At 64.0% G+C, this 24226-nt stretch carries 23 protein-coding genes; 9 read left to right on the top strand and 14 right to left on the bottom strand.

Translation table 11 applies throughout. The annotated features are described in order from the left end of the window. The first annotated feature begins 244 nt into the window (after nt 1-244). Nucleotides 245-2575 carry a TonB-dependent receptor gene (locus AC3RCJ_RS14465; protein WP_492964465.1) on the top strand — a complete coding sequence of 777 codons (2331 nt, stop codon included), beginning with the start codon at nt 245-247 and terminating at the stop codon, nt 2573-2575. On the opposite strand, the gene mdcH is transcribed toward AC3RCJ_RS14465, so the two are convergent. Genes mdcH through mdcA form a run of 9 tightly spaced genes read right to left on the bottom strand, consistent with a single transcriptional unit; the run spans nt 2572 to nt 9873 of the window. Then, on the bottom strand, nt 2572-3510 hold the full coding sequence (gene mdcH, locus AC3RCJ_RS14460) for a malonate decarboxylase subunit epsilon (RefSeq protein WP_492964463.1): 939 nt from the start codon (nt 3508-3510) through the stop codon (nt 2572-2574). The genes AC3RCJ_RS14465 and mdcH overlap by 4 nt on opposite strands. Continuing rightward, nucleotides 3507-4115: a malonate decarboxylase holo-ACP synthase gene (locus AC3RCJ_RS14455; RefSeq protein ID WP_492964462.1), complete on the bottom strand. Its 609-nt coding sequence runs from the start codon at nt 4113-4115 to the stop codon at nt 3507-3509. The genes mdcH and AC3RCJ_RS14455 overlap by 4 nt, the downstream gene beginning before the upstream one ends. Next, on the bottom strand, nt 4115-4879 hold the full coding sequence (madM, locus tag AC3RCJ_RS14450; RefSeq protein WP_492964460.1) for a malonate transporter subunit MadM: 765 nt from the start codon (nt 4877-4879) through the stop codon (nt 4115-4117). The genes AC3RCJ_RS14455 and madM overlap by 1 nt, the downstream gene beginning before the upstream one ends. Beyond that, complete coding sequence (gene madL, locus AC3RCJ_RS14445) at nt 4872-5291, bottom strand: malonate transporter subunit MadL (RefSeq protein ID WP_492964458.1); 420 nt, start codon at nt 5289-5291, stop codon at nt 4872-4874. Before madL ends, madM begins: the two co-directional genes overlap by 8 nt. A gap of 54 nt (nt 5292-5345) precedes the next feature. Then, nucleotides 5346-6158 (bottom strand): biotin-independent malonate decarboxylase subunit gamma, encoded by an 813-nt coding sequence (gene mdcE, locus AC3RCJ_RS14440; protein WP_492964456.1) that lies wholly within the window; start codon nt 6156-6158, stop codon nt 5346-5348. After that, nucleotides 6155-7009 carry a biotin-independent malonate decarboxylase subunit beta gene (locus AC3RCJ_RS14435; RefSeq protein ID WP_492964454.1) on the bottom strand — a complete coding sequence of 285 codons (855 nt, stop codon included), beginning with the start codon at nt 7007-7009 and terminating at the stop codon, nt 6155-6157. The genes mdcE and AC3RCJ_RS14435 overlap by 4 nt, the downstream gene beginning before the upstream one ends. Next, the gene (locus tag AC3RCJ_RS14430; RefSeq protein ID WP_492964452.1) at nt 7006-7314 is read right to left on the bottom strand and encodes a malonate decarboxylase subunit delta; all 309 of its coding nucleotides are present in this window, start codon (nt 7312-7314) and stop codon (nt 7006-7008) included. The genes AC3RCJ_RS14435 and AC3RCJ_RS14430 overlap by 4 nt, the downstream gene beginning before the upstream one ends. Further along, on the bottom strand, nt 7301-8197 hold the full coding sequence (locus AC3RCJ_RS14425; protein ID WP_492964450.1) for a triphosphoribosyl-dephospho-CoA synthase: 897 nt from the start codon (nt 8195-8197) through the stop codon (nt 7301-7303). Before AC3RCJ_RS14425 ends, AC3RCJ_RS14430 begins: the two co-directional genes overlap by 14 nt. Next, nucleotides 8197-9873, bottom strand: coding sequence for a malonate decarboxylase subunit alpha (gene mdcA, locus AC3RCJ_RS14420; RefSeq protein WP_492964448.1), 1677 nt, complete (start codon nt 9871-9873; stop codon nt 8197-8199). The genes AC3RCJ_RS14425 and mdcA overlap by 1 nt, the downstream gene beginning before the upstream one ends. A 116-nt stretch (nt 9874-9989) precedes the next feature. On the opposite strand from mdcA, the gene AC3RCJ_RS14415 reads away from it, so the two are divergent. From AC3RCJ_RS14415 to AC3RCJ_RS14405, 3 genes are all read left to right on the top strand, one after another. Continuing rightward, complete coding sequence (locus AC3RCJ_RS14415; protein ID WP_492964335.1) at nt 9990-10907, top strand: LysR family transcriptional regulator; 918 nt, start codon at nt 9990-9992, stop codon at nt 10905-10907. Between the two features lie 248 nt (nt 10908-11155). Next, nucleotides 11156-11863 carry a hypothetical protein gene (locus AC3RCJ_RS14410; RefSeq protein ID WP_492964336.1) on the top strand — a complete coding sequence of 236 codons (708 nt, stop codon included), beginning with the start codon at nt 11156-11158 and terminating at the stop codon, nt 11861-11863. A 16-nt stretch (nt 11864-11879) separates the two neighbouring features. Next, nucleotides 11880-12968 (top strand): ImmA/IrrE family metallo-endopeptidase, encoded by a 1089-nt coding sequence (locus tag AC3RCJ_RS14405; RefSeq protein WP_492964337.1) that lies wholly within the window; start codon nt 11880-11882, stop codon nt 12966-12968. A 220-nt stretch (nt 12969-13188) separates the two neighbouring features. Here AC3RCJ_RS14405 and AC3RCJ_RS14400 read toward each other — a convergent pair whose 3' ends face one another. From AC3RCJ_RS14400 to AC3RCJ_RS14390, 3 genes are read right to left on the bottom strand one after another with little or no spacing between them, the layout of a single operon-like run. Continuing rightward, the gene (locus AC3RCJ_RS14400; RefSeq protein ID WP_492964338.1) at nt 13189-15009 is read right to left on the bottom strand and encodes a glycoside hydrolase family 15 protein; all 1821 of its coding nucleotides are present in this window, start codon (nt 15007-15009) and stop codon (nt 13189-13191) included. Between the two features lie 3 nt (nt 15010-15012). Further along, a complete protein-coding gene (gene otsB, locus AC3RCJ_RS14395; RefSeq protein WP_492964339.1) occupies nt 15013-15777 on the bottom strand; it encodes a trehalose-phosphatase in 765 nt (254 codons plus the stop codon). Next, nucleotides 15774-18044: an alpha,alpha-trehalose-phosphate synthase (UDP-forming) gene (locus tag AC3RCJ_RS14390; protein WP_492964340.1), complete on the bottom strand. Its 2271-nt coding sequence runs from the start codon at nt 18042-18044 to the stop codon at nt 15774-15776. Before AC3RCJ_RS14390 ends, otsB begins: the two co-directional genes overlap by 4 nt. Nucleotides 18045-18298: 254 nt before the next feature. Here AC3RCJ_RS14390 and AC3RCJ_RS14385 point away from each other — a divergent pair, with 254 nt between their 5' ends. The 4 genes from AC3RCJ_RS14385 (at nt 18299) to AC3RCJ_RS14370 (ending at nt 22354) form a co-directional block, all read left to right on the top strand. Continuing rightward, nucleotides 18299-19414: a mechanosensitive ion channel family protein gene (locus tag AC3RCJ_RS14385; protein ID WP_492964341.1), complete on the top strand. Its 1116-nt coding sequence runs from the start codon at nt 18299-18301 to the stop codon at nt 19412-19414. A 48-nt stretch (nt 19415-19462) separates the two neighbouring features. Next, complete coding sequence (locus AC3RCJ_RS14380; protein ID WP_492964342.1) at nt 19463-20758, top strand: cation:proton antiporter; 1296 nt, start codon at nt 19463-19465, stop codon at nt 20756-20758. Nucleotides 20759-20923: 165 nt separating this feature from the next. Next, nucleotides 20924-22102: a serine hydrolase domain-containing protein gene (locus AC3RCJ_RS14375; protein WP_492964343.1), complete on the top strand. Its 1179-nt coding sequence runs from the start codon at nt 20924-20926 to the stop codon at nt 22100-22102. 90 nt (nt 22103-22192) lie between these two features. After that, entirely contained in the window at nt 22193-22354 is a 162-nt protein-coding gene (locus tag AC3RCJ_RS14370; protein WP_492964344.1) for a hypothetical protein, read from the top strand. Here the strand turns inward: AC3RCJ_RS14370 and AC3RCJ_RS14365 are convergent. After that, entirely contained in the window at nt 22351-22734 is a 384-nt protein-coding gene (locus tag AC3RCJ_RS14365) for a YkvA family protein (protein ID WP_492964345.1), read from the bottom strand. The genes AC3RCJ_RS14370 and AC3RCJ_RS14365 overlap by 4 nt on opposite strands. A 90-nt stretch (nt 22735-22824) precedes the next feature. Here AC3RCJ_RS14365 and AC3RCJ_RS14360 point away from each other — a divergent pair, with 90 nt between their 5' ends. Beyond that, nucleotides 22825-23940, top strand: a complete 1116-nt coding sequence (locus AC3RCJ_RS14360; protein WP_492964346.1) for a DNA topoisomerase IB — start codon at nt 22825-22827, stop codon at nt 23938-23940. Here AC3RCJ_RS14360 and AC3RCJ_RS14355 read toward each other — a convergent pair. After that, a complete protein-coding gene (locus AC3RCJ_RS14355; protein WP_492964347.1) occupies nt 23900-24124 on the bottom strand; it encodes a hypothetical protein in 225 nt (74 codons plus the stop codon). The genes AC3RCJ_RS14360 and AC3RCJ_RS14355 overlap by 41 nt on opposite strands. Between the last annotated feature and the right edge of the window lie 102 nt (nt 24125-24226).

Below are 24226 nucleotides of genomic sequence, written 5' to 3'. Positions count from 1 at the left end.
ACACCTTGCCGCCGGCATCATCACGTGCAACGCGCAACGTCATCGCACCCTCCGCACTTTAAACCACAGTCGCTGGCATCTGCCGGCTGTCTGCGCTGCGCGCTTTCCGGGCGCCGGCCCGGCCAACGCCATCAAATGCAGTTTACTTGCAATAGCATGACCCGCAAGCTATGATTGCAACTCGATTGCATTTAAGCGGTCATCCAGCGCCAACACCCCCATTCCGCCTTTTTTAGAGAGTCCCATGCGCCATCACGTATTCGCAGCCGCCATGCTGTCCACTACCCCGCTCGCTTACGCGGCAGACGACATCACCCTGCAGACCATCAAAGTCCGCGCAGACAGGCCGTCAAGCATCGACAGCGTCGTTGTCGTTGAAAATACGCAAACCCAGAACAGGACGCTGGGCGGCATGCTCGAGCATGTCTCGGGTGTGCAAAGCAGCGCCTTCGGGCCGAATGCGGGCGCACCGGTGATACGCAGCCTGAGCGGCAGCCGCGTGCAGATCCTCGAAGATGGCCAGTCCATCCTCGGCATGAATGCGCTCAGCGGCGACATCAATATCCCGTTCGATCCGCTGTTTGCGCGCAGCGTCAGCGTGAACAAGTCGTCCGATAGCGTGCGCTTCGGCGGCAATGCCATCGGCGGCAGCGTCGACGTTGATTCCGGCCTCATTTCCAGGAAGATGGAAGACCAGCCGAAGGACCTGGAACTGGTCCTGCGCAAGGGTTTCAACGATGCCGATGCGCAAGGCTTGCGCCTGAATTTCAACGATGGCAAACACTTCTCGACGAATCTGCAGATGTCCTTCCAGACAATCGGCCATTACGACATTCCGGGCAACAGCAAGGCCGGCGCGTGCAACAGCCAGTTGTTTCCGGCGACAGGCGGCGTCAACACCTTCCTGGCCGACAGTTGCCAGAAGGAAGCGAGGATCCAGCAAGTCTACAACAAGGCGTCGCAGCCGTTTATCGACCAGTTCATGACGAAAAATCCGGACTGGGCGGACGGCGATTTCTCCTTCTACACAAATAACCCCACGTCCGTATGGCAGCGCAAGACCTACGTCAATCCGGCCAACCCCGCCTACGTGCCCGGTACGCCATCGACGACCCGGAACAAGATCAACAAGGACGTCACCCCCGATTACCACGGCACCCTGGGCAACAGCCAGGCCAGCAATTCCCACTTTGCCGTCGGCAGCACCTACTTTTTCGATCGCGGCTACGTGGCCGTCAGCCTCGACACCAAGAATAGCGAGTATGGCGTGCCGGGCTTTTCCATGGAAAACAAATCTTTCGGCGCGAACTATGACGAGGGGCTGCCCGTCGGCGTGGTGATACAGCAGGATAAATATGCGCTGGAAGCCCATCTGCGCGACCCCGTCGCTTACATTGACAGCGCACAACTGCGCGTGTCCCGCTTGAACAATGCGTCGGGAGAACGCCTCGGCGCGGCCAAGGCGAATGACTACCGGTTTGACACGAATCAAGCCGAGCTCCTGCTGGCGCAGCGGCGCGCCGGCCCCCTGAGCGGCTTGCTTGGCCTCAGCCACAAAGCCAGGGATATCGCCGGCAGCGGTCCGCAGCTGTACCTGCCCGATGCCAGTACGGTCAGCCGCGCCCTGTTCGTCAAGCAAAACCTGGAATTCGACTGGGCCACCTTCGATGCCGGCTTTCGCCATGAAAACGTGGAGCACGACATCCGCAAGAGCGGATTCAAGACGTCGAGGAATGCCAGCAACGCCACACTCGAGGACAAGTCGTTCAGCCTGAACAGCTATAGCCTGGGCGCTTCAACCAGGCTTGGCCAGCTGTTCGGTGCAAAGCTGCGCTATGCCTCCTCGGAAAGAGCGCCCGACGTCAATGAGTTGTATGCGAGCAACCACCACTATTCGATCATGACCCAGGAGGAAGGCAACCAGGACCTGAAGGCCGAGCGCGCGAGGAATACGGAACTCACCGCCCTGTTCGGCAATCGCGGCTTCCAGCTGTCCGCGACGGGCTACGTCATGAAGTACGAGAACTATCTCTACCTTGGCCATTCGGGCGCCCAGATGGCCAATCGCCTGCCATTAAAATACTGGAAGCAGACCGATACGACGGTCAAGGGATTCGAGATCGACGCCTCCCAGGTCGTTCAGCTTGGCCACTATGGCAAGCTGAATCTGTCCGCATTTGCCGACCTGGTCAAGAACAAGGCGGACCATCCCGACAAGCTGCGCGCGCACAACGACGGCGCCTACCTGCCCAACATGCCCACCAACCGCTACGGCGCAAATGTGCTGTGGGAGAACCAGGGCTGGAAAGCCAGGGTGTCGAGCACCTGGTACGACAAGCAGAAGTACCTGGGCAAGAGCGTCAGCGAGGAAGTGCCGCTCGATGGCTACACCATGGTGAACTTCCAGGTGAGCCGCGCCCTGCAGGTGCCGGATTCGCCGTTTGCAGGCCTCGAAGTGTTCATCAGCGGCAGCAACCTGCTCGATGACGATGCCAGGCCGCACAACTCTCCACTGAAATACATCGCGCCCTTGCCGGGCCGTGGCTTCCAGATCGGATTGAGCGCCAAACTCTAAGGCGCGGCGCCGTTGCGCTCCCGCTGTACCAGCGCCAGCAGGCTGTCGCCCCGGTTGCCGTCGCAGCAGACGGCCACGCCATCCGTGAAGTCAGGCGCCGTCAGCCGCGTCAGCACGCTGCCGGGCGGCATTTCCAGCGCCAGCCGGGCGCCCCGCTCCCACGCCAGGCGCACGGTACTGCTCCACTGCACGCGTTGCGCCATGTTGGCGGCCAGGCTGTCGCGGATGCGGGCCGGGTCGAACAGCGCGCGCGCCGCGCTGCTGCTCAGGTAGACGAGCGATGGGCGGCGGACAAACACGCCCTCGAAGGCGGCGGCCATGTCGGCGGCGGCGCCTTCCAGCAGCGGACAATGCGACGGCACGCTGACGGCCAGGCGCTTGGCCTTGCCGGCGCCATGCGCCAGGGCCAGCGCCATCACGGCTTGCAAGGCGGGCTCGCTGCCGGCAATGGCGATCTGGCGCGGCGCATTCAGGTTGGCGACATACACGGGCGTGGCCGCGCCATGCACCTGGGCCAGCAAGGGTTCGAGTTGCGCCAGATCAAGCCCGATGATGGCCGCCATGCCGTAACCGGTGGGATACGCCTGCTCCATCAGCTGCCCGCGCCGCGCCACCAGGCGCACGGCGTCCGCGTAATCGAGCGCGCCGGCGACGACGGCGGCCGCATATTCGCCGATGGAAAAGCCGGCCACCATGTCGGGCAGCGCGCCGCGCGCCGCCAGGGAGCGCGCCATGGCCACGCCGGCGATCAGCAGGCACAGTTGCACGGCCCGTGTCGACGCCAGCGCGCAAGCCGTGTCCAGCGCCAAGGGATCGTGGCCCAGCACTTCAGCCGCTTCGGCCAAAGCCGCCGCCACCGCCGCGTCGCCGGGCAGCGCATGCAGCATGCCCGGCGTCTGGGCGCCCTGGCCCGGAAAGGTGAATAGCACGCTCATGCAAGCTCCCATGGCGTGGCCGTCAGCACGGGACCGCGATCCGTCTTCAGCAAGACCCGGCCCCGCTCCGCTGCCCACTCGGCATACGCAAAGCCGCCATGGCCCGTGTCGATCTGCAGGTCCAGCCGGCACGCCGTGACAGTCGCCGCGATGGTGCGCAAGGCCTCGGCTTGTGCCGCATCCGGCGGCGCGGCAAGGCGCAGCACGAGATCGAGGTCGCTGTCGGCGCGCAGCACGGGTAAACCGCTGGCCAGCGCAAAGCCCACGCCGCCCGCCGGCCCCCAGGCCCAACCCGTGGCATCGAGCAGCGGTGCCACCTGCCGCAATGCCTCCAGCGCGGCGCAGGAAAAATCTGGCATCGGCATCCTCGCCACCATTTCCGGCGTCACGCGGCGCACGACGGCGGCAGCGTCCACTTCGCACGCCTGCCGCTCGCTGCGCAGCCGGCCGCGCACGCCGACGGGAATGCGCCCGGGTGCGCAGCTGGCGCGCCGCACCACCAGCGGCGCGGCGGCCAGCCACGCGGCGTCCAGCCAGGCGGGCAATGGAGCGCCGGCCGGCAAGCCGGATACCCACAATAAATCATGCGCGCGCCAGGCTTCCATCAGGCCACCACCGCCTTGACGGCAAAGAACAGCAGCGAAGGCCCCAGCAGGCAGCCCAGTCCCGTATGAAACGTGGCCACCAGCGCGCCATACGGCACCAGTTTGCGGTCGGTGGCGGCCAGTCCCGCCGATACGCCGCTGACGGTGCCGGCCAGGCCGCCGAAGACCATCGCCGAACGGGGCGTCTTCAGGCGCAGGAAGCGCGCCGCGACGGGCGTGCCCACCATCACGAGGATGGCCTTGATGAGGCCCGCCGCGATGCTCAGCGCCATGACGTCCGAGCTGGCGCCGATGGCCGCGCCCGTGACGGGGCCGACAATGTACGTGACGGCGCCGGCGCCGATGGTGGTCATGCTGACGGCGTCCGAATAGCCAAACGCGTAAGCGACGCCGGCGCCGACGAGAAACGGCAGCACCACGCCCAGCACCAGGGCCACGAGGCCGATCAGGCCCGCCTTGCGCGCCTCGGTCGCCTGCACCTCGAAGGCGGTGGCGACGATGGCGAAGTCGCGCAGCATGGCGCCGCCCATCAGGCCGATGCCGCCGAACAGCGACAGATCGGCCAGGCCCTTGTGGCCGCCGCTATGCACGCCGCCCCAGTAAGCGAGCCCCAGGCCGATCACGATGGCGATGGCCGAGCCGTGCACGCGGCCAAAGGTCAGGTATTTCGACAGCGTCATCGATACCAGCATGACCAGGCCGACAAAGGCGAACGCCGTCACCAGGCCATTGTGGATGGCGGCTTTATCAAAGAGTTCAAGCATGACGGTGCTCCTTGACGAGCATCGAATCCGCTTCGGCGGCGGACGGGTTTTCCATGCGCGCGGTTTCCATGCGATTCATCAGCGAGATGACGGCGCCGCAGACGAGCACGGAACCGATGGCGGCCAGCACGGCCACCGGGCCGCCGCGCAGCGCCGCGACCACGTCCTGCTGCGCCGCCATCGCCACCACCACGGGAATATACATGGCGCCCCAGTATTCGACGCCCCGTTCCGTCATCTGCGGCAGCCATGCGCGGCGCTGCATGTAGAGCCGGGCGCAGATCAAGAGCAGCATGGCGATGCCCACCCCGCCCACGTTGGTCTTGACGCCCATCAGCTGCCCGAGCAGGTCGCCCAGGAAGATGCCGAGCAAATGGCACAGGGCCAGCAATGCGGTTCCGTAAATGATCATGATTGTCTCCGTTATTGGAATAGGAATGACTTGCTGTCTTCTCTGTTATTTCACTTACCACTGCTGCCGTAGCACCTCCCTGACTTTTGCCGACGCCTGGCGGTGCGGCGCGCCCAGGCGGCTGGAAAGGTCCCGTTCCGGATCGGCGCGGATGTCGGCCAACGCCGCCTGCAGGCAGGCGTCGACGGCAGCCGTGTCCTGCGCCGAAGGATGGTCGGGCTGCGCCACCTGCAAGGTTTGCCACAGCAGCCCCAGGGTCGCGTAGTTCCCGATGTCGTAGGCCATCGGTGGAATCGTCGCGGCCAGCGCTTCCAGCGCTGCCACCGTGCGCAGGGTGATGCGCGCGGCCGACGCCTTGCCCATCGCATGCACCATCACGTGCGGATCGTCGAGCGCGATCAGGCGGTTGGCCTGGTAGCCGTGCGCGAGAAAGGCGCCCGACATGGCCTTGCCGACGATCAGGCCGATCACGGGATGGCCAGCCAGGCGCGCCTCGGCATACGCCCCCGCCGCGCCGGCCAGCGCCTGGTGGATGCCGTACGCCTCTTCGCGCCGGCCGTAGGCCTGGCTGGCCACGTCGATGACGGCAACAAACGGGCGCTTCACGGCCAGCGCCTGGTCTTCGAGGACGGCCTGCTGCACGGCGCGCGCCAGCTGCCACGCCTCGACCAGGCCGATTTCGCCCGCGCGGGCGCGCACAAAACGGTTGTCCGGGTCGGGCAGCACGGCCAGATAGCGCGCCGCTTCGCCCGCCAGGGGCGCGTCGACCACGCGCACGGAAGGCGGATAACCATCCAGCGGCGCAGTGTTATTCGTGAGTGCCGCCAGCCAGACGGCGCCCCGGCTGGAATTGGTGATGGCGTTCATGCCGCGACTCCTTTGCTGTAGATCAAACGCACGGCTTCCGGCGTGGCTTGCACGGCCGCGTCGACATCGGCCAGGCGCGCCAGGTAGCTTTCCGCCTGGTCGCTGCGGTGCCGGGCCGGCACGCCGCGCGCGAACAGTTCGGCCACGGTGACGCGCATCTGCGCCGTATCGTCGTCCACATAGGCGTCGGCCAGGCCGCTCTTAAAACGCTGCTCGCCGCCCGTCAGGCTCCATATAAATGGCTTGTTGCGCGAGTCGAATTCGCCCACGCCCGCCTCCTGCTCGATCACGGCCGGGCCATTGAGACCCAGTCGTGCTTCGCGCGTGACGACAAGGTAGCTGCACAGGCCCGCCGCGATCGACATGCCGCCGTAGCAGCCGACGGTGCCGGCCGTGATGCCGATCACGGGCTGGTAGCGGCGCAGGTCGACGATGGCCGCATGGATGTCGGCGATGGCCGCGAGGCCCAGGTTGGCTTCCTGAAGGCGCACGCCGCCCGTCTCGAACAGGATCACGGCCCGCGTCGGCACGCCCTGGCGGTTGTCGCGCGCCGCCAGTTCCAGCGCCCCGGCGATCTTCGCGCCGCCCACCTCGCCCATGCTGCCGCCCTGATAGGCGCCTTCGATGGCCAGCACCACGGCGGGCTGGCCGTCGAACAAGCCCTTGGCCACCACCACGCCGTCATCCGCCTGGGCCGTCACGCCCTGCTGCGGCAGCCACGGCGACGCGATGCCGCAGAACGGGTCGAGCAGTTCGCGCATGCTGCCCGCATCCAGCAGGGCTTTGGCGCGGCTGCGCGCCCCCCGTTCGATGAAGCTGTCGCGCTCCAGCAGTTGTTGTAATGTACTCATGCCGCCCTCCCCGCTTGCAATTCTTCGTAGGCTTGCTCGATGCGCATGCGCACCACGCCCGGCGTGGCGCCGCAGTCGTTGATGACGATGGTCGCCGCCGGCAGCGGCTCGCCGCCGAACACGCGCAGCAAGAGCGCATCCCAGACGGCGCCCTTGCCGTCGACGGAGGTGTTGACGACGATGCGGGTCACGCCATCGTCGCCGGGCTGCAGCAGCACTTCCAGGTCGCCCGAACCGACGACGCCGGCCAGCGCGCGCCCCGATGCCGGCTGCCCGGCGGGAAATTCGTAATTACGCGTTTCCATGCGCTTCTCCTTTTTGTAGTCTGTCCAGGAACAGGGTCGCCGCCAGCAGGTCCGCTGCGCCGCCCGGCGACACGCCGCGCGCCAGCGCGAACGCTTCCAGCGCCAGCAGCGCCTTGGCGCCATCTGCCGTGGCCGCGCCGCCGGCCGCCAGCACCCGCGCCGCCCCCGCCTGCAGTGCCAGCAAGGCCGTCTCGCCGCCGCGCGACAGCACGCAGGTGTCGTCCAGCTGGCTGATAATCGCCAGCAAGGCATTCAGGCGCGCCGTCGTCTCGTTGTCGCCGCGCGCCCGCGACGCATGGAGCTGCGCCAGCCCCGCCCCCGTCACCAGGGGAAAACCGGCCCGGGCCTGGCCCCGCGCGCCATCGACCTGGTACTGGCGGCACGCCAGCTCGCCCTTGTTGCCGGTGACGCCAGGCGCGCCCCGGTCGTGCAAACGGGCCAGCGCGCCGGCCCGCGCCGCCACGGCCAGCGGCGCCAGCGAGGCCAGCGACGCTCCGCGCGCGCCCTGCTGCGCCGCCGCCGTCACCAGGAGGCCCAGCGCCCAGATGGCGCCCCGGTGCGTGTTCACGCCGCCCGTGGCCGCCAGCATCCGCGCCTCGCCATCGCGGCCGATGGCGCCGATGCGCTGGCGCAGCAGGTCGTCGTCTTCACTCTGCGCGCCAGCGTCGGCCATGGCGGCAAACACGGGCTGCAGCACGCAAGCCGAGTGGCACATCAGGGCCCAGTTCAAGTCCGTATGCGCGCCACGGCTGCGCAAATCGACCAGGCCCGGTTTCGGCGTCAGGGTCACTTCATCGAGCAGCGCCTGCAGCACCTGCCGTCCCAGCGCTGCCGAACGTTCCCGCACCGGCGTCATTGTCATCGTCGTCGTCATTGCGCTCATTACCAGCTCCTGAATTTGGCGGGGGGTTGATACAGGCCGTCCGACCATTCGACCAGGTCGGCGATGCTTTTCGCCGCCAGCAGCGAGCGGTTCGCCGCGCCGCGCTGCACGCCGATATCCTCGGGCAGTGCGATCAGGCCGTCGGCGCGCAATTTGGCCGTCGTCTTCGGGTCGTGGCGCAGGCCGATGGGCGTGACGCCGGCCACGGCCGCCAGCATGGCCTTGCGCTCATCGAGCGAACGGGCCTTGTACAGATAGGCGATACCCTCTTCCGTCAGCACGTGGGTGACGTCGTCGCCATAGATCATCACGGGCGCCAGCGGCATGCCGCTGGCCTGGCCCACGGCCACGGCGTCGAGCGATTCGACGATGGTCGGCTGGCCGCCATCCTGGAACGTCTCGACCATCTGTACCACCAGCTTCTTGCCGCGCGCCAGCGGGTCGTCCGTCTCGATCAGGTCCAGCCAGGCCGGCGTCGGGTGGCGCCGGCCGTGCGGGTCGTGGCCCATATTGGGCGCGCCGCCAAAGCCGGCCAGGCGGCCATTCGTCACGGTCGAGGAATTGCCCAGGCCATCCATCTGCAGGGTGGCGCCGATGAACAGGTCGACCGCGTACTGGCCCGCCAGCTGGCACAGGGCGCGGTTCGAGCGCATGGATCCGTCGCGGCCCGTGAAAAACACGTCGGGCCGCGCGGCCGCATAGCCTTCCATGCCCAGTTCCGCGCCGAAGCAGTGCACGCTTTCGACCCAGCCCGTCTCGATGGCGGGGATCAGGGTCGGATGGGGGTTGAGCACCCAGTTGCGGCAAATCTTGCCCTTCAAGCCCAATTGTTCGCCATAGGTGGGCAAAATCAGCTCGATGGCGGCCGTATTGAAGCCGATGCCGTGATTGAGCGACTGCACCTGGTGTTTTTCATACACGCCGCGGATCGCCATCATGGCCATCAGCACGTGCACGGGCTTGATCACGCGCGGGTCGCGGGTAAACAGCGGTTCGATGAAGAAGGGCTTGTCGGACTGCACCACGAAATCGATCCACGAGCCGGGCACGTCGACCCGGGGCAAGTCGCTGACGTCGTCGACGATCTGGTTCACCTGGGCGATGACGATGCCGTCGCGGAAGGCGGCCGATTCGACCAGCGTGGGCGTGTCCTCGGTGCTGGGGCCCGTGTACAGATTGCCCTGGCGGTCGGCCATGTAGCCGGCCACCATGACGACGTTGGGTGTCAGGTCGACGAACAGGCGCGCATACAGCTCGATATACGTGTGGATGGCGCCCACTTCCAGCAAGCCATCCTGCAGGAACTGGGCGATGCGCAGGCTTTGCGTGCCGGCGAACGAAAAGTCCAGCTTGCGGGCGATGCCCCGTTCGAACAAGTCCAGGTGTTCGGGCAGGCTGACGCTGGGCATGATCAGGTGCAGATGGTGGATCTTGTCGGGGTTGACCTGGGTCAACATGCGGGCGAGGAAATCGGCCTGTTTCTGGTTATTGCCCTCAAGAACGACGCGGTCGCCCGGCGCAAGCAGCGCTTCGAGCACGGCGACCATGTCGCCCGCTTGCAGCACGGGGCCGTTCGCGTACTGGCGCACGGCGTCGAGGCGGCGGCGTTTCTCGGTGCGCCGCGTGTCCCATTGTTTTTGCCGCTGCGCTGGCGCTGCTGTGGCGGTTGACATCATGCCTCCGGAATGAGCTATCGAGTCCAGACGATAGAACGAAAGCGCCAGCGCGACAATCAATCTGCTAGCATGTTCATTACCCTGAAGTTAATGAACTCCCTTGAAAGAGGCTAGTCATGGCCATCAACGAAGAAATTACCCTGAAAAAGCTGGAAGTGTTTCTCAGCTTCATGGAATTGAACAACCTGGCGCGGGTGGCCGATGCGCTGGGCCAAAGCACGGTCAGCGTGCACCGCGCCCTGCACTCGCTGGAAGACGGCTTGCGCTGCCCCCTGTTCAAGCGCGAGGGCCGCAGCCTGATCCCGCTGCACGCGGCCTACACCTTTGCCGAATCGGCGCGGCGCGCGCTGGCCGAATGCGAGGAAGGCGTGCGCAAGGTGCGCGAAATGTCGGGCATCAACCCCGTGCGGCTGAAGATCGGTTCGCTGTATTCACTGACCCTGCACTGCATCCCGCAGCTGGTGATCGCCCTGAAGCTGCGCCGGCCGGGCCTCGACATCGACCTGACGCTGGGCTCGAACCGCGACCTGCTGCAAAGCCTGGCCGACGGCCGCCTGGACGCCATCATCATCGGCGTGCAGGAAGACGAACAGCATGCCGGGCTGGTGGCCGTGCCCCTGTTCCAGGACGACATCTTCCTGGCCGCGCCGCTGGCCTCGCCCTACGCGGGAACGGCATCGGTGGACTTGCAGCAGTTGCGCAATGACAAATTCGTCACCCTCAGCGAAGGTTTCGTCACCTCGCAAAGCTTCAACCACGCGTTTGAGCTGGCGGGCTTCGTGCCCGATACGGCGATGCGCGTGGGCGACATCTTCTCGCTGATCAATTTGGTCAGCGGCGGCATCGGCTACAGCCTGCTGCCCGGCCGCGTGCGCGCCTTCAGCTCGCGCATCGAACTGCTGCCCCTGGACGCGCGCTACGGCTCGCACCAGCAGATCACCCTGCTGATGCAGAGCAGCCGCGAGCGCGACCCGAATCTGCTGGCGCTGGCGGCGGAGTGCAGGTTGTATGGGCGTGGCGAGCGCAGCGAATGATTCTGCTCAGCCGGCTCTTGGGTGCTGAATATATTTCTACTTATGAATGCTCTTCAGAATATCCGTAGCCATAAACGTTGCTAGTAGCCCTTACGATCCGTTCTCGAGCCTACGAAGGAAAGCTCTGGCCGCCACCACGCCAGGTGTAGACGAAAAATACTTATAGCCTAATCGAGCGCCAACTTCCGGTTTATCAACCTCAATCCGTGGTAAGATTATCGGAAGTAAATTTACCTGTGGAGGCTTCCTTGTTACAAGAACTGCCTGGTATTCCCCCGATGCCCAATCAATTTGTGTGCAAGGTGGTCTGGGAGCCCACATTGGTCTCTAGTCGCCTCTCCGAACTGAGCGCAAGCCTGAATGAGGCGTTGTTACGAGAAGTGAGCGAACATGGCTATCGAGCGCGAATTGAAGCGACAGAGTTACACTCGACCACAGCCGCTGGTTCATATCATTGGCACGCTGCGGTGTACGCTATTCGCTCTTTACTAGTTGAGCGCGGATGGAAACCTGAGAACACGCGTAATTGTCCGTTTATTGTCGACCCCAATCGTAAAATTGCAATTGTAGTAATGACAGGTGATTCAGATACTGGCTCCATCGGCGGATATCCCACAAATCAAGCAGAAAAAGGCGCTGTTCTTAAACAAGCCGTAGCCAACAACTACAAACAATTAACTCTTTTTAACGCGGATTTGGCATCCACGAGGCTTGCTAATTCGAAAGAAGCTACACAACTATGGGTTTTACTTTATCACGTCAGTACCGGATTAAATGGAAAAGCCGAAATTAGAGCTGAGCTCTCATTGCCTTCGGAATTTGAAAGAAAAAAAATTATAAATTGGAAAGAGAGAATTATTTTATCTTCCATTCTACTTGATGGTGAAGCTTTTATTCAAAATGACCGCCCCACTGGACCGATTGATGTGCCCATTGAACGACGCACTGGAACATAAATAATATAGAGGTATAATGTTTTTTAACCCATCAAGGCTAACGTTCGCTCGTACACGACGCGGATTTACGAAGGCTCGCCTTGCCAAGGAATTAGGTCTGCAAGTACGCTCGATACAAGGATATGAGTTGAGCGAATACACACCAGAACCGGAGAAACTTGCAGCGATTAGTGCACTTCTCCATTTTCCTGTAGAGTTCTTTTCAGGAGACGACCTGCCTGTTATTGAACCTGACACAGTCAGTTTCCGGTCAATGTCGAAAATGTCTGCAGCGCTAAGAAACACCGCTCTAGGGGCTGGTGTAATGGCATTTTTACTCAACGATTGGATAGAAGAACGATTTCGCCTTCCACAGGCCAACTTACCTGACCTAAGTGACCTATCCCCTGAAGACGCAGCAGCAACCTTACGTCGTGTTTGGGGCCTGGGGGAGACTCCTATCGGTAACCTTATTCATCTACTAGAAGCAAAAGGAATCCGGGTCTATTCATTAGCGATTGAAGCTAAAGAGGTAGATGCATTTAGCGTGTGGCATAAGGAGCATCCCTTTGTCTTTCTCAACACGTTCAAGTCTGCCGAACATAGTCGATTTGATGCTGCTCATGAGCTAGGCCACTTAGTTCGCGACCGACATAGCATGTTGCACGGAGAGGATCATAACCCGGAGATGGAACGTGAGGCGAATGCATTTGCCTCGGCGTTCCTAATGCCGAGAGCAAATGTATTCGCAAGAGGTTCTGGAGTTTTAACACTAGACAAACTGATGCAGATAAAACATATATGGGGGGTCTCGTTAGCGGCTCTCGCATATCGAATGAATCATTTAGGCCTATTTACTGAGTGGTCATATCGCAATCTCTGCATTCAAATGGCAAAAAACGGCTATCGCACCTTGGAGCCGAGACCGATGCGTCCTGAATCTTCTCAAGTTTTACGAAAAATTTTCGACGCACTTCGAGCAGAAGGTATCACACGCAGCATGCTGGCGAAAGATCTGTGCATTATGCAGGAAGATATTGATAATTTAACTTTTGGGCTTACGCTATCCATGGTATCTCCCAGCACCGCAATGACTGCTCCGGATAGTCGCCGCGTCTTACTCTAAGCCTACTCGAAGGTAACTGATCTCTACAGACACCTTCACATATAACTGAGGAAATCAAAGTTACATTTTATTTCAGACGACACCTTGCAATACAAAATTCACGTGATAAAGGTATTAGACATATCGGTCAAACACTCTATGAAAAAAGCCCGCTTTCAGCGGGCTTCAAGGAACAAACTGAATCAAACTCAGTTAAAATAATTGACCTGGAATCGTACAATCAAATCGCACTATCCCAGGGCGCCGACAACCGCACCGCGCAATTGATCAACCCCACCATCGAATACGTCTGCGGAAAATTCCCCCACATCTCGCCCGTCACCGGGTGCGTGTCTTCCGACAGCAGGCCCAGGTGGTTGCGCGCCAGCAGCATGGTTTCGAAGATTTTTCGGGCTTCGTCCTTCCTGCCGATGCGCGCCAGGGCGTCGATGCGCCAGAAGGTGCAGATGTTGAAGGCGGTTTCGGGTTTGCCGAAGTCGTCGGGGGCCTCGTAGCGGCGCATGTAGGGGCCGTCGCACAGCGATGCTTCCAGCGCGTCGACTGTAGCGATGAAACGCGGGTCCATGGGGTCGATGAAGTTCACTTCCGCCATCAGCAGGACGGAGGCGTCGAGGTCGCGCCCGCCCAGGCTTTCCGCGAAGGCCTGGCGCTCCTCGCTCCACGCTTCGCGCAGTAATCTCTCGCGTATCAGCACGGCGCGGCTGTTCCAGTGGTCGGCCCGGTCGTCCAAGCCCAGCTTGTGCGCGACCTTGGCCAGGCGGTCGCAGGCGGCCCAGCTCATCAGCATGGACGAGGTGTGAACCCTGGCGCGCGTGCGCAGCTCCCACATGCCCGCGTCCGGCTCCGCATGCAGGCGGAAGGCCTGGTCGCCCACGGCTTCCAGCGCGGCAAACTCGGCTTTTCCCGCCCGGTGGAACAGGCGGTGATCGAGGAAGGCCTGCGCCGCACCGAGCACGATATTGCCGTACACGTCATGCTGGAAGTGTTCCTGCGCCTGGTTGCCCACGCGCACGGGGCCGTTGCCCCGGTAGCCGGGCAAGTGCTCGAGTATCGATTCGGGCAACTGCTCTTCCAGGCCGATGCCGTACAGGGGCTGGATGTGGCCGCCTTTCGAGCGGGCGACGATATTCGTCAGCCAGCGTAGGTATTCCTCCATCGTGCCCACTTCGGACAGGCTGTTCAATGCCCGCACGACGAAGAAGGCGTCGCGCAGCCAGCAATAGCGATAATCCCAGTTGCGGCTGCTGCCCGGCGCTTCCGGGATGCTGGTGGTCATGGCGGCGATGATGGCGCCCGTGTCCTCATATAACGACAGCTTTAATGTGATGGCGGCGCGGATGACCACGTCCTGCCATTCCAGCGGCACGGCCAGCCGGCGCGTGTAGGTGCGCCAGTAATTGATCGTTTCCTTTTCGAAGATGCGCGCCGTCTCGTCGATGCCGCCGGCCAGGGTTTCATCGGGGCCCAGCAGGAAGTTGGCCGTGCCGCCCAGCACGAAATAGGTTTCGCTCAGCACATAGTTGAGCGACACATCCGTGTTCAGGCGCAAGGTCTGCTCCGGCCCCACATAGCGGATGTGGTGGCTGCCCTGCGTGATCTGCGGCGCCAGCCGGCCCCAGTCGTAGCGGGGCCGCAGCCGCACGCGGATGCGCACGGCGTGGTCGAGCGGGCGCACGCGGCGGATCAGCATCAGCGGGCGGAACATGCGGTCGCGGCTGAGGAAACGGGGCGCGAAGTCCGTGATTTCCACGCCGCGCCCCTGCGTGTCGTACAGGCGCGTGCGCAACACGGCCGTGTTCGGCTCGTAGAATTGCTCGCTGCGGGCAAAGTTTTCAATGTCAATGGCCCACACGCTGCCGTTTTCCGTGCCATCCAGCAAGGTATTAAAAACGGGATCGCCGTCGAAACGGGGCAGGCAAGACCAGACGACCTGGCCGGCCTGGTCGATCAGGGCGCTGAAGGCGCAATTGCCCACCACGCCGCAGTTCAGCGATGCGGGTGCGGACGGTGGGCTGGCGGGGGTGTCATGCGATGTCGTCATGGGCTACTCCTTCGATATCGGGGATACGGCGGCGGCCAGCAAGGCGGCGCGCAGGGCGCCGGGGCTGGCCAGGCGCAGGGTGGCGGCGCTGGGGCCGCCACCTACCTTGACGCCCTGCCCGCCTGCTTGTTGTACAAAGGCAAAGCCTGCCTCGTCGGTGGTGTCGTCGCCGGCAAACACGGGCCGGCGGCCGGCGAACGGGTTTTCCCGCATGAAGGCGGCGATGGCGCCGCCCTTGTCGGTGGCGGCCGGCTTGGCTTCCACGACCATTTTGCCATGCAAGAGCAATACCCCGGGGCACGCTTGCACGGCGGCCGTCATTTCCTGCAGGCATAACGGTTCAAGCTCGGGCGCCAGCCGGTAGTGCAGGGCCACGGCGCCCCGCTTCTGTTCCACCAGCAAGCCGGGGTACATCGCCGCCAGCAATTGCGCGCGCGCCAGCACGGGCGCCACGTCGGGCGTGGCCGCCACGTGCAACTGGCCATCGGCGCCGCGCCGCTCCACGCCATGCACGCCCGCCACCGGCAGGGTCAAGGGCGCCAGCATGGCGTCGATCTGCGCCACGGGACGCCCGGAAATGACGGCCAGCGCGCCGCCGTGGCGCTCGGCCAGCAGCGCCAGCGCTTCGATGACGCCGGGCGCCACGCGCACGCCGTCGGGCGTGGGCGCCAGGTCGACCAGGGTGCCGTCGAAATCGAGGAAGACGGCCGAGGCGCGATTGCCCAGCAGTTCCAGCACGGTGTGATCATCGTCAACAGCTTGCTTCATCGCCCCCCCTTGCGCCGCTGCATGCGGCTGTGGGCGTCGATCTTGGTCATGACCTTGTCGCGCTGGCGCAAACGGGCCGCATCGAGCAGCATGCGCCCGGCCCAGCGGTAGACGTTGAAATGTTTCACACGCGCCCGCATGCTCTTCATGCGCTCGCGCTGCTCCACGGGCGGCATCACGAGGCCACGGTACAGGGCCTCGGCGCCCTGCTCGATGTGGTAAGGATTGATGATCAGCGCTTCATGCAATTCGCGCGCCGCGCCCGTGAATTGCGACAGCACCAGCACGCCCAGCTCGTCATCGCGCGCGGCAATGAATTCCTTGGCCACCAGATTCATGCCGTCATGCAAGCTTGTCACCATGCACACTTCCGAGGCGCGGAAATAGCGCTGCAGATCGTCCTGTCCGTGGTGTTCGGCTTTCAGCAGGATGGGCACGTAGTCTCCGCTGCCGAAACGGCGGTTGATGCGCTCGACCATCTTGCGCACCCTGGCGTCAAAACTTTGATATTCGTCAAGCGAAGCGCGGCTGGGGGCGGCGATCTGTACAAAAGTGAAATTGCCGACCATGCCGGGCTGCAGTTCGAACATGCGCTCGACGGCCTGGAAGCGCTCGACGATGCCTTTCGTGTAATCGAGGCGGTCCACGCCGATGCCCAGCAAGTGGTCGGGCGCCACGCCCAGCTCGGCACGGATCTGTGCGCGGCACGCGGCCACGTCGGGCTGCGCCGGGTCGTCCTCGGGCCAGGCGATCGAGATCGGGTAATCCTCGACCTGCGTCATCTCGCCGCCGTAGGAAATCGTCGAAGCCTCGGGTTCGATGCGGGTTTCCAGGTAGCGGTCCACGGTTTCGAGGAAATTCTTGCGGTGGAATGGCGTGTGGAAGCCGAGGATGGTGCTGCCCAGCAAGCCATCGAGGATTTCCTCGCGCCAAGGGCAGATGCCGAACGATTCCGAGTTCGGCCAGGGGATATGCCAGAAAGTGATAATCGTCGCCTTCGGCAAGGCTTCGCGCACCATGCGCGGCAGCAAGGCAAAGTGATAATCCTGCACCAGCACGACGGGGTTGTCCGTCTTTGCCTCGGCGATCACGGCGTCGGCAAAGCGGCGGTTGACCTTGACATACTGCTCCCAGTCGGACGAGCGGAACACGGGGCGCACGTGGGCGATATGGCACAGCGGCCACATGCCTTCATTGGCGAAACCATAATAATAGCCCTGCTCTTCCTCTTCCGTCAGCCACACGCGGCGCAAGGTATAGCTGGGATTGTCGGGCGGCACGGGCACGTGGTCGAGCTTGTCGACCGTCTCGCGGTCGGCGGAACCGGCGCCATGCGCGATCCACGTGCCGGAGCACGCGCGCATCACGGCTTCCACGGCCGTCACCAGGCCGCTGGCCGGGCGCTGCACGACGATCCCGCTCTCTGTTTTGGTGTGGATATATGGTTCGCGGTTCGATACGACCAGCACCTGGTCGCCCTGCAAGTCCGCTTCCAGCAAGCCGCGCAGCTTGTCCGGCGTCCAGTCGGACGACCAGCCGTTATCGCCCTGGCGTTCCAGGTGGTATTCCTGCAGCAATTCGCGCAAGTCGCCGATCAGCGGCTGCATTTCCGGCGGCGGCGCGGGCGCGGCGGCGGGTGCCGTGGCGGCGGCCACCGCAGCATTACTTTTCGGCAGCAATTCGCCTCTTAAAATATCCTTCACGGCCGACAGCCAGCCGCGCCAGCTCAGGTGGGCGACGAACACGGTCATCAGGGAAATCAGCACGGCCAGCACGGCCAGGAAGGCAAAGATAAAACGCTTGGTATCGGTATTGCGGCGCTCGACAAAGCTCATGTCCTGCACCAGCACCAGACGGCCCAGCTGGGACGCATCCTGCATGACGGGCGTTTCGCTCAGGTGGACTTGCCCTTGCGGCAATTGCGCCAGCGACTTGTACAAGCCGCCCGTGGGAGGCGTGCTCCAGCAGCCGATCGAGGCCGGGTATTGCGCGGATTGGTACAGCAAGTGGCCCGCATTGTCGCAAAAGCCGATCGCGATCAGGCGTTCGTCGCGCGTGGCGCCCTGGAACAGTTCGCTGATGCGGGTGGCGTCTTGCGCGGGCAGGTAGTCGGTGAGCGAGGGGCGGAGGGTTCCGGCGAGCAATTCGGCCCGGCTGTCGAGGTCGCGCACATACCAGCGCAGGGTGATATTGTCGAGCAGGGGGACGACGATGTAGGCAAACAATCCCAGCACCAGGGCCAGTGGCAGGATGAAGCGCAAGGACATGCGGAGCGATCGTAAAATCATCTGTTTCCTTTGCAAATACAACGTGGCAAGTATGGCCATGTTTCCAGAGGGGCGCCGTTCCCTTGCTTTCTGTCATGAAACATCAAGCGGCAGGCCGGGCCATGTAGTTACGCCCAGTATCTGCCTTGATGGCAACCTTATCCGTTCGGCAACGCACGTCCCCGTTACGTCATCTGCCCGTAAAATAGCCGCTTCCGACATCCATTTCACTTATCAATAAGGAGTTTTCGCCTATGGATCTCAACACGTTTCACTCGCTGATGGGAGGCCCGCTGCGCTCGGCGCTGACCGTGCTTGTTTCCGCCCTGCTCGTCGCCCTGGTCGCCATAGTCGTGCACCGGGCCGGCATCGGCTTGCTGAAAAGACTGGCCCATGGCCACGCGCTGGCCAGCAATGTGGCGCGCGTGGCCTTCCGCGCCAGCCAGCTGTGCCTGGTCGTCTTCGGCCTGCGCATGGTGCTGGCCAGCGCGCCCGACGACACGCCGGGCCTCGTCGCCATGTCGCACCTGGCCAGCGTGGCGCTGATCATCGCGCTGACCTGGCTGGCCATGCAATGCATCGAGTCGCTCAGCATCACGATTTCGCAGATCAATCCCGTCGACGCGGCCGACAACCTGCGCGCGCGCCGCCGGATCACCCAGGCCCGCGTGCTCACGCGCAGCGCGCACGCCATCGTCGTCCTGCTGGGCCTGTCCTTCGTGCTGCTGACACTGCCCGGCGCCCGGCAGATCGGCGCCAGCCTGCTGGCCTCGGCCGGCGTGGCGGGCCTGGTGGCCGGTATCGCCGCCCGCCCCGTGCTCGGCAATTTCATTGCAGGGCTGCAAATTGCGTTTTCTCAACCCATTCGCATCGACGACGTGCTGATCGTCAATGGCGAATGGGGCACGGTCGAGGAAATCAAGGGCACCTACGTGGTCGTGCGCGTGTGGGATGAACGCCGCCTGATCGTGCCGCTGCAGTGGTTCATCGAAAATCCGTTCGAGAACTGGACGCATACCTCCTCGGATATCCTGGGCACGGTGTTCCTGTGGCTCGATTTCAGCATCCCGATCGAGCCCCTGCGGGCGGAACTGACGCGCATCTGCGCATCGGCCAAGCAATGGGACGGCCGCGTCTGCACCGTGCAGGCGACGGATTCGAACGAGCGGGCCGTGCGCGTGCGCTTCCTGATCAGCGCGGTGGATTCGGGCACGGCGTTTGAACTGCGCTGCCTCGTGCGCGAGCAGATGCTGGCCTTTATTACCGCCAATTATCCGCACAGCCTGCCCCGCCTGCGCTCCACGCTCGACCCGATCGAGCTGCACGCCATGCAGGCGCAGAACGATACGCTGCAGTTGCACAAGGCGTAACAAGCTGCGGCGCGCTGCCCTGGCCCGTGCGCCATTAGAATAGGGAGCATGAGCACCACCGCCTGGTTCATCCTGATCGGCTGCCTGATGCTGGCGCGGGGCCTGGCCGCCGCCAGCATCGCGCGCCTGCCGTTTACGTCGGCCATGGCTTACCTGGGAGTGGGCCTGCTGCTGGGGCCCATGTTCCTGGGCCTGTTTTCCATCGACCTGGTCAAGCAGGCAAGCCTGCTGGAAACCCTGGCCGAGATCGCCGTCCTCATTTCCCTGTTTTCCGCCGGCGTCAAGATGCCCGTGCCGTTCAGCCTGGCGCGCTGGCTGCCCTCGCTGCGCCTGGCCTGGCTGTCGATGGCCATCTCCGTGGCCCTGGTGGCGGCCTTTTCGTGCCTGGTGCTGGGCCTGCCATTGGGCGCGGGCGTGCTGCTGGGCGCCATCCTCGCCCCCACCGACCCCGTGCTGGCCACCGACGTGCAGCTGCGCCACGCGGGCGACAGCGAACAGTTGCGCTTCATGCTCACCAGCGAAGCGGGCATGAACGATGGCAGCGGCTTTCCGTTTGTCATGCTGGGCCTGGGCTTGCTGGGCCTGCATGAGCTGGGCACGCATGGCAGCCACTGGCTGTGGCGCGACCTGCTGTGGGCCAGCGCGGCCGCGATCGTCCTGGGCGTGGCCGGCGGCGCGCTGCTGGCCTGGCTGGGCTGGCAAGTGCGCGGCAAGGAACCGAAGCACGAGGTGCTCGACGACCTGGCGGGCCTGGGCCTGATCGCGCTCGTGTACGGCGTGGCCACGTGGCTGCATGCGTGGGGCTTCCTGGCCGTCTTCTTTGCCGGCGTGGCCCTGCGCCAGACGGAACTGGTGCTGTCGGGCGCGCCGAAAGACCGGCAAGGCTTGCTGCAGGCCGGGGAAACCCACGCCGTGTCCGCCGCCAAGCCGCACGACAGCGCGGCGCCGCTGACCGTCAGCGGCGAAGCGCTGGTCTTCAAGGAACACCTGGAACGCCTGTCCGAACTGACCCTGGTGCTGCTGCTGGGCGGCGCCGTCACGGCCGCGGCGTGGAACTGGCAGGCGTGGAGCGTGGCCCTGTTCCTGCTGCTGGTGGCGCGCCCGGCCAGCGTGATGCTGGGACTGCTAAGCTCCGGCACCAGCGTGCGCCTGCGCGGGCTGGCCGCGTGGTTCGGCGTGCGCGGCATCGGTTCCGTGTATTACCTCAGCTATGCCAGCGCGCATGGCTTGCCGCCCGCGCTGGCGCGCGAACTGGGCGACATCACCATCGTCGTCGTCATGCTTTCCATCGTCGCGCACGGCCTGACGGTCAAGCCCTTGCTGGACCGTTACTGGCGCAAATAGGCACGGCGCGATGGCAGTTGTCTTTGCTGCACAGCAATGTTTCATCAATCTCGCCTATCAAGTCCAGAAATATTGTTAAGATAATCAATATACGACCATCGATACGGCGTCCCTCAGCGTACGCCGCATGCGCATGGCTGCTTAACAGTACAGAAAGAGAACACGATGAAACGTAGAAGCGTGCTGGGATTGGGCGTGTCGCTGGCCCTGCTGCAAACTGGCTGCGCCACCGATCCCGCCAATGTAGCCTGGGAAAATGAATTTGATGCCTTCATGCACGACGGCCTGGCGCGCACGGAAACGCCGGCCATGGCCGTGGCCGCCGTGCGCGGCGGCGACACCGTGTTTGCGCGCGGCTATGGCTGGGCCGACATACAGGGCGGCAGGAAAGCCGATGCCGATACGGCCTTCCATGCGGCCGGCGTAAGCCAGCTCGTCACGGCCACGGCCATCATGATGCTGCTGGAACAAGGCGGCTTCGGCCTGGACGACAAGGTGGCGGCGTACCTGGATTTCCCGCTCATGCATCCGAAGTTTCCCGACATTCCCATCACCTTCCGCCATTTGCTCAGCCATACTTCCGGCATTTCCGATGCCGTGTACGACAAGACCAGGGCCTTCGCCGTCGATGGCGATCCGCGCCTGCCCCTGCGCGACTTCCTGAAAGGCTATCTGTCGCGCGGCGGCGCCTGGTATGACGCGGACCTGTCGTTTGCCGCGCGGCCGGGCACGGAATGGCGCTACAGCAGGGTCGGCATCGCCCTGCTCGGCTACCTGGCGGGCCGGCTGAATCCGGACGGCCTCGACGCCCTCAGCGACAACTTGCTGTTCGAGCCGCTGGGCATGCGCCACACGGCCTGGAACCTGGCCGGCCTGCCGCGCCGCGCCAGCGTGGCCCTGCCGTATGCGCACAAGGAACCGGGCCTGCAATTGCTGCCGCCTGTCGGCTATCCGGACTGGCCGGCAGGCCTGCTGCGCACGTCGGCGCATGACTTTGCCCGTTTCCTGGCCATCTTCAGCAATGGCGGCAAGGCCGGTGGCGAGCGCTACCTGCACGAAGCGACCTTGCAGACGTTCTTCGCGCCGCAGCCGGCCACGCTGCCAGCAACGGAAATGGCGGCCAGGCAGGCGCTGGCATGGGTCTTGCGCGATGTCGACGGCACGCCGCTGGCCACCCTGAGCGGCAACGATCCTGGCGCCGCCACCGTCGTCTGTGTCGACCGCGCCAGCAAGACGGCCGTGCTGGCGTTCGCCAATATCGGCGCGGACAAGGAATTGCGCACGTTTCAAAAGGAGGTGCTGCGGCGCCTGCTGGCGCGGGCCGGCGGGCCGGCCAAGAAGTAAGCGGCGCATTGTGTGAACGGCCGCACGGTGGCGCCCTGGCAAGAACGTATGCTGTGCCGTTCGGACCCCACCACTACCAGGGAGAGCAGCATGACCAAGCGTATCGGCAACAAGGACGTGGCGCAGCAGCGCAGCAAGAGTGAAAAAGCCCGCATCAAGGCGCAGAACATCGCCAGCGAGGCGGTGAAGAAGGCCGAGGCCAAGGCCAGGTACCGCAACGCCGTCAAGGGCCAGCCCGCTCCCGCTGCCTAGGCGCCGAACCAGCCCTGCAGCTTCTCGGCCGCGCGCTGCTTGACGTCGGCCGTGATGTAGGTGGCGACGGTCGCCACGGCGGCGGCCAGCACGGCCAGGTCGTCCGCATAGCCGACCACGGGCGTGATGTCGGGAATCGCATCGATGGGCGAAATGAAATAGCCGAGCGCGCCGTAGATGGCCGTCTTGGCCCATAGCGGCGTATTCGGCTGCTGTGCGGCATAGTACAGCCACAACGCCTTTTCGATGACTTCGCGCCCGGCCGTCTTGGCGAACTTGACGACCTTGTCCCAAAAACTGTCATCGGTGTATTTCTTTTCGTATTGCTTGTCAGCCTGGGGGGCGTGATCTTGCTCGAGATTCTTTCTTCTACCAAACATCTGCTGCTCCTGTTCGCCGCGCACGGCTTGCCGAAGGCGCACATTAGCATAATGGCGCGCCGCGCGCGCGGCCGGCTCCGGGAGTGAAGCATGAAAATGGCGATGCCTGGCCATGACACGGCCAAGACCGCCGGCTTGCGCTACACGGGCGACCACCAGGACGGCATCGCGCGCCAGGGCAAAGCCGGCAATTTCCGCTACCTCGACGCGGACGGGCAAGCCGTGCGCGACGACGCCACCCTGGCGCGCATCCGGGCGCTGGCCATCCCGCCCGCGTGGACCGATGTCTGGATCTGCGCGCGCGCCAACGGCCACCTGCAGGCGACGGGGCGCGATGCGCGGGGGCGCAAGCAATACCGCTACCATGCGCGCTGGCGCAAGCTGCGCGACGAAGTCAAGTATGAACGCATGCTCAGCTTCGGAGCCGCCCTGCCCGCCATCCGCGCCGCCGTCGCGCGCGGCATGCAGCTGCCCGGCTTGCCCCGCGAAAAAGTGCTGTCCACCATCGTGCATTTGCTGGAAGTGACGATGATGCGCATTGGCAATGAAGAATATGCGCGCGCGAACAAATCGTTCGGCCTGACCACCCTGCGCACGCGCCACGTGCAGGTCGACGGCAACGCCGTGCAATTCCACTTCAAGGGCAAGAGCGGCGTGCGCCACGCCATCCGCCTCAGCGACCGGCGCCTGGCCACGGTGCTGCGGCGCATGCGCGAGCTACCCGGCCAGGAGCTGTTTCAATATCTCGATGACCATGGCGAACGCCACGCCATCGACTCGGGCGACGTCAACGACTACCTGCGCGAAGTGACGGGCGAAGACTATACGGCCAAGGATTTCCGCACCTGGTCCGGTACCCTGCTGGCCGCGCTGGCGCTGCAGGCGTTCGAGCAGGTCGATTCCCAGGCGCAGGCGAAGAAGAACATCGTGCAGGCGATCGAGTCGGTGGCAAAAAAGCTGGGCAACACGCCGACCATCTGCCGCAAATGCTATGTGCACCCGGCCGTGCTGGAATCGTATCTGGATGGCAGTCTATTGGCAGGCATGCGCGCGCGGGCGCGGCAGCCATGGCAGGATGATGTACCGGCGCTGGCACCGGAGGAAGCGGCCGTGCTGGCCTTGCTGCAGCAGCGCTTGCAGGAACAGGCGCCGGGCAAAGCCGGTATCAGGCCTCGCGTCGTGGCTGGCACTGGGCCGACAGCTTGAAGGCATCGCTATTGCACAGGGGCATGGTACCCTGTCCCGCCTCGCGCGCCACGGGCGCCGGCGCCGTATCGGCCTGCTGTGCCTCGCCAGCCTGCATCAGCGTGGCCGCCAGGGTCGAGAAGGTGAACAGGCAGATCAGCAGGAATGGCTTGTTCAACTGGCTGGGCTTGGCTGGCTTGTGCATCGCATACTCCATTGGTGGGTTGTTGCAGCGTTGACATCATGATCGCGTGTTTCCTCAAGGCATACAATCAGACAGTGTCGACAAGCCGGGTAGGACAGCGCT

It is taken from the genome of Janthinobacterium sp. GW822-FHT07H11 (genome assembly GCF_058798615.1).
This window is presented reverse-complemented; position numbering and strand designations above follow the sequence as displayed.

Excerpts from the sequence above, each read along its gene's own strand:
- AC3RCJ_RS14355 (WP_492964347.1), bottom strand. The coding sequence starts at position 24,124 with ATGCACAAGCCAGCCAAGCCCAGCCAGTTGAACAAGCCATTCCTGCTG.
- mdcH (WP_492964463.1), bottom strand. The coding sequence starts at position 3,510 with ATGAGCGTGCTATTCACCTTTCCGGGCCAGGGCGCCCAGACGCCGGGC.
- AC3RCJ_RS14455 (WP_492964462.1), bottom strand. The coding sequence starts at position 4,115 with ATGGAAGCCTGGCGCGCGCATGATTTATTGTGGGTATCCGGCTTGCCG.
- AC3RCJ_RS14425 (WP_492964450.1), bottom strand. The coding sequence starts at position 8,197 with ATGAGCGCAATGACGACGACGATGACAATGACGCCGGTGCGGGAACGT.
- AC3RCJ_RS14385 (WP_492964341.1), top strand. The coding sequence starts at position 18,299 with ATGGATCTCAACACGTTTCACTCGCTGATGGGAGGCCCGCTGCGCTCG.
- AC3RCJ_RS14435 (WP_492964454.1), bottom strand. The coding sequence starts at position 7,009 with ATGAGTACATTACAACAACTGCTGGAGCGCGACAGCTTCATCGAACGG.
- AC3RCJ_RS14360 (WP_492964346.1), top strand. The coding sequence starts at position 22,825 with ATGAAAATGGCGATGCCTGGCCATGACACGGCCAAGACCGCCGGCTTG.
- otsB (WP_492964339.1), bottom strand. The coding sequence starts at position 15,777 with ATGAAGCAAGCTGTTGACGATGATCACACCGTGCTGGAACTGCTGGGC.
- AC3RCJ_RS14415 (WP_492964335.1), top strand. The coding sequence starts at position 9,990 with ATGGCCATCAACGAAGAAATTACCCTGAAAAAGCTGGAAGTGTTTCTC.
- AC3RCJ_RS14400 (WP_492964338.1), bottom strand. The coding sequence starts at position 15,009 with ATGACGACATCGCATGACACCCCCGCCAGCCCACCGTCCGCACCCGCA.
- AC3RCJ_RS14430 (WP_492964452.1), bottom strand. The coding sequence starts at position 7,314 with ATGGAAACGCGTAATTACGAATTTCCCGCCGGGCAGCCGGCATCGGGG.
- AC3RCJ_RS14375 (WP_492964343.1), top strand. The coding sequence starts at position 20,924 with ATGAAACGTAGAAGCGTGCTGGGATTGGGCGTGTCGCTGGCCCTGCTG.
- AC3RCJ_RS14380 (WP_492964342.1), top strand. The coding sequence starts at position 19,463 with ATGAGCACCACCGCCTGGTTCATCCTGATCGGCTGCCTGATGCTGGCG.
- AC3RCJ_RS14465 (WP_492964465.1), top strand. The coding sequence starts at position 245 with ATGCGCCATCACGTATTCGCAGCCGCCATGCTGTCCACTACCCCGCTC.
- mdcE (WP_492964456.1), bottom strand. The coding sequence starts at position 6,158 with ATGAACGCCATCACCAATTCCAGCCGGGGCGCCGTCTGGCTGGCGGCA.
- madL (WP_492964458.1), bottom strand. The coding sequence starts at position 5,291 with ATGATCATTTACGGAACCGCATTGCTGGCCCTGTGCCATTTGCTCGGC.
- AC3RCJ_RS14390 (WP_492964340.1), bottom strand. The coding sequence starts at position 18,044 with ATGTCCTTGCGCTTCATCCTGCCACTGGCCCTGGTGCTGGGATTGTTT.
- AC3RCJ_RS14365 (WP_492964345.1), bottom strand. The coding sequence starts at position 22,734 with ATGTTTGGTAGAAGAAAGAATCTCGAGCAAGATCACGCCCCCCAGGCT.
- AC3RCJ_RS14405 (WP_492964337.1), top strand. The coding sequence starts at position 11,880 with ATGTTTTTTAACCCATCAAGGCTAACGTTCGCTCGTACACGACGCGGA.
- mdcA (WP_492964448.1), bottom strand. The coding sequence starts at position 9,873 with ATGATGTCAACCGCCACAGCAGCGCCAGCGCAGCGGCAAAAACAATGG.
- madM (WP_492964460.1), bottom strand. The coding sequence starts at position 4,879 with ATGCTTGAACTCTTTGATAAAGCCGCCATCCACAATGGCCTGGTGACG.
- AC3RCJ_RS14370 (WP_492964344.1), top strand. The coding sequence starts at position 22,193 with ATGACCAAGCGTATCGGCAACAAGGACGTGGCGCAGCAGCGCAGCAAG.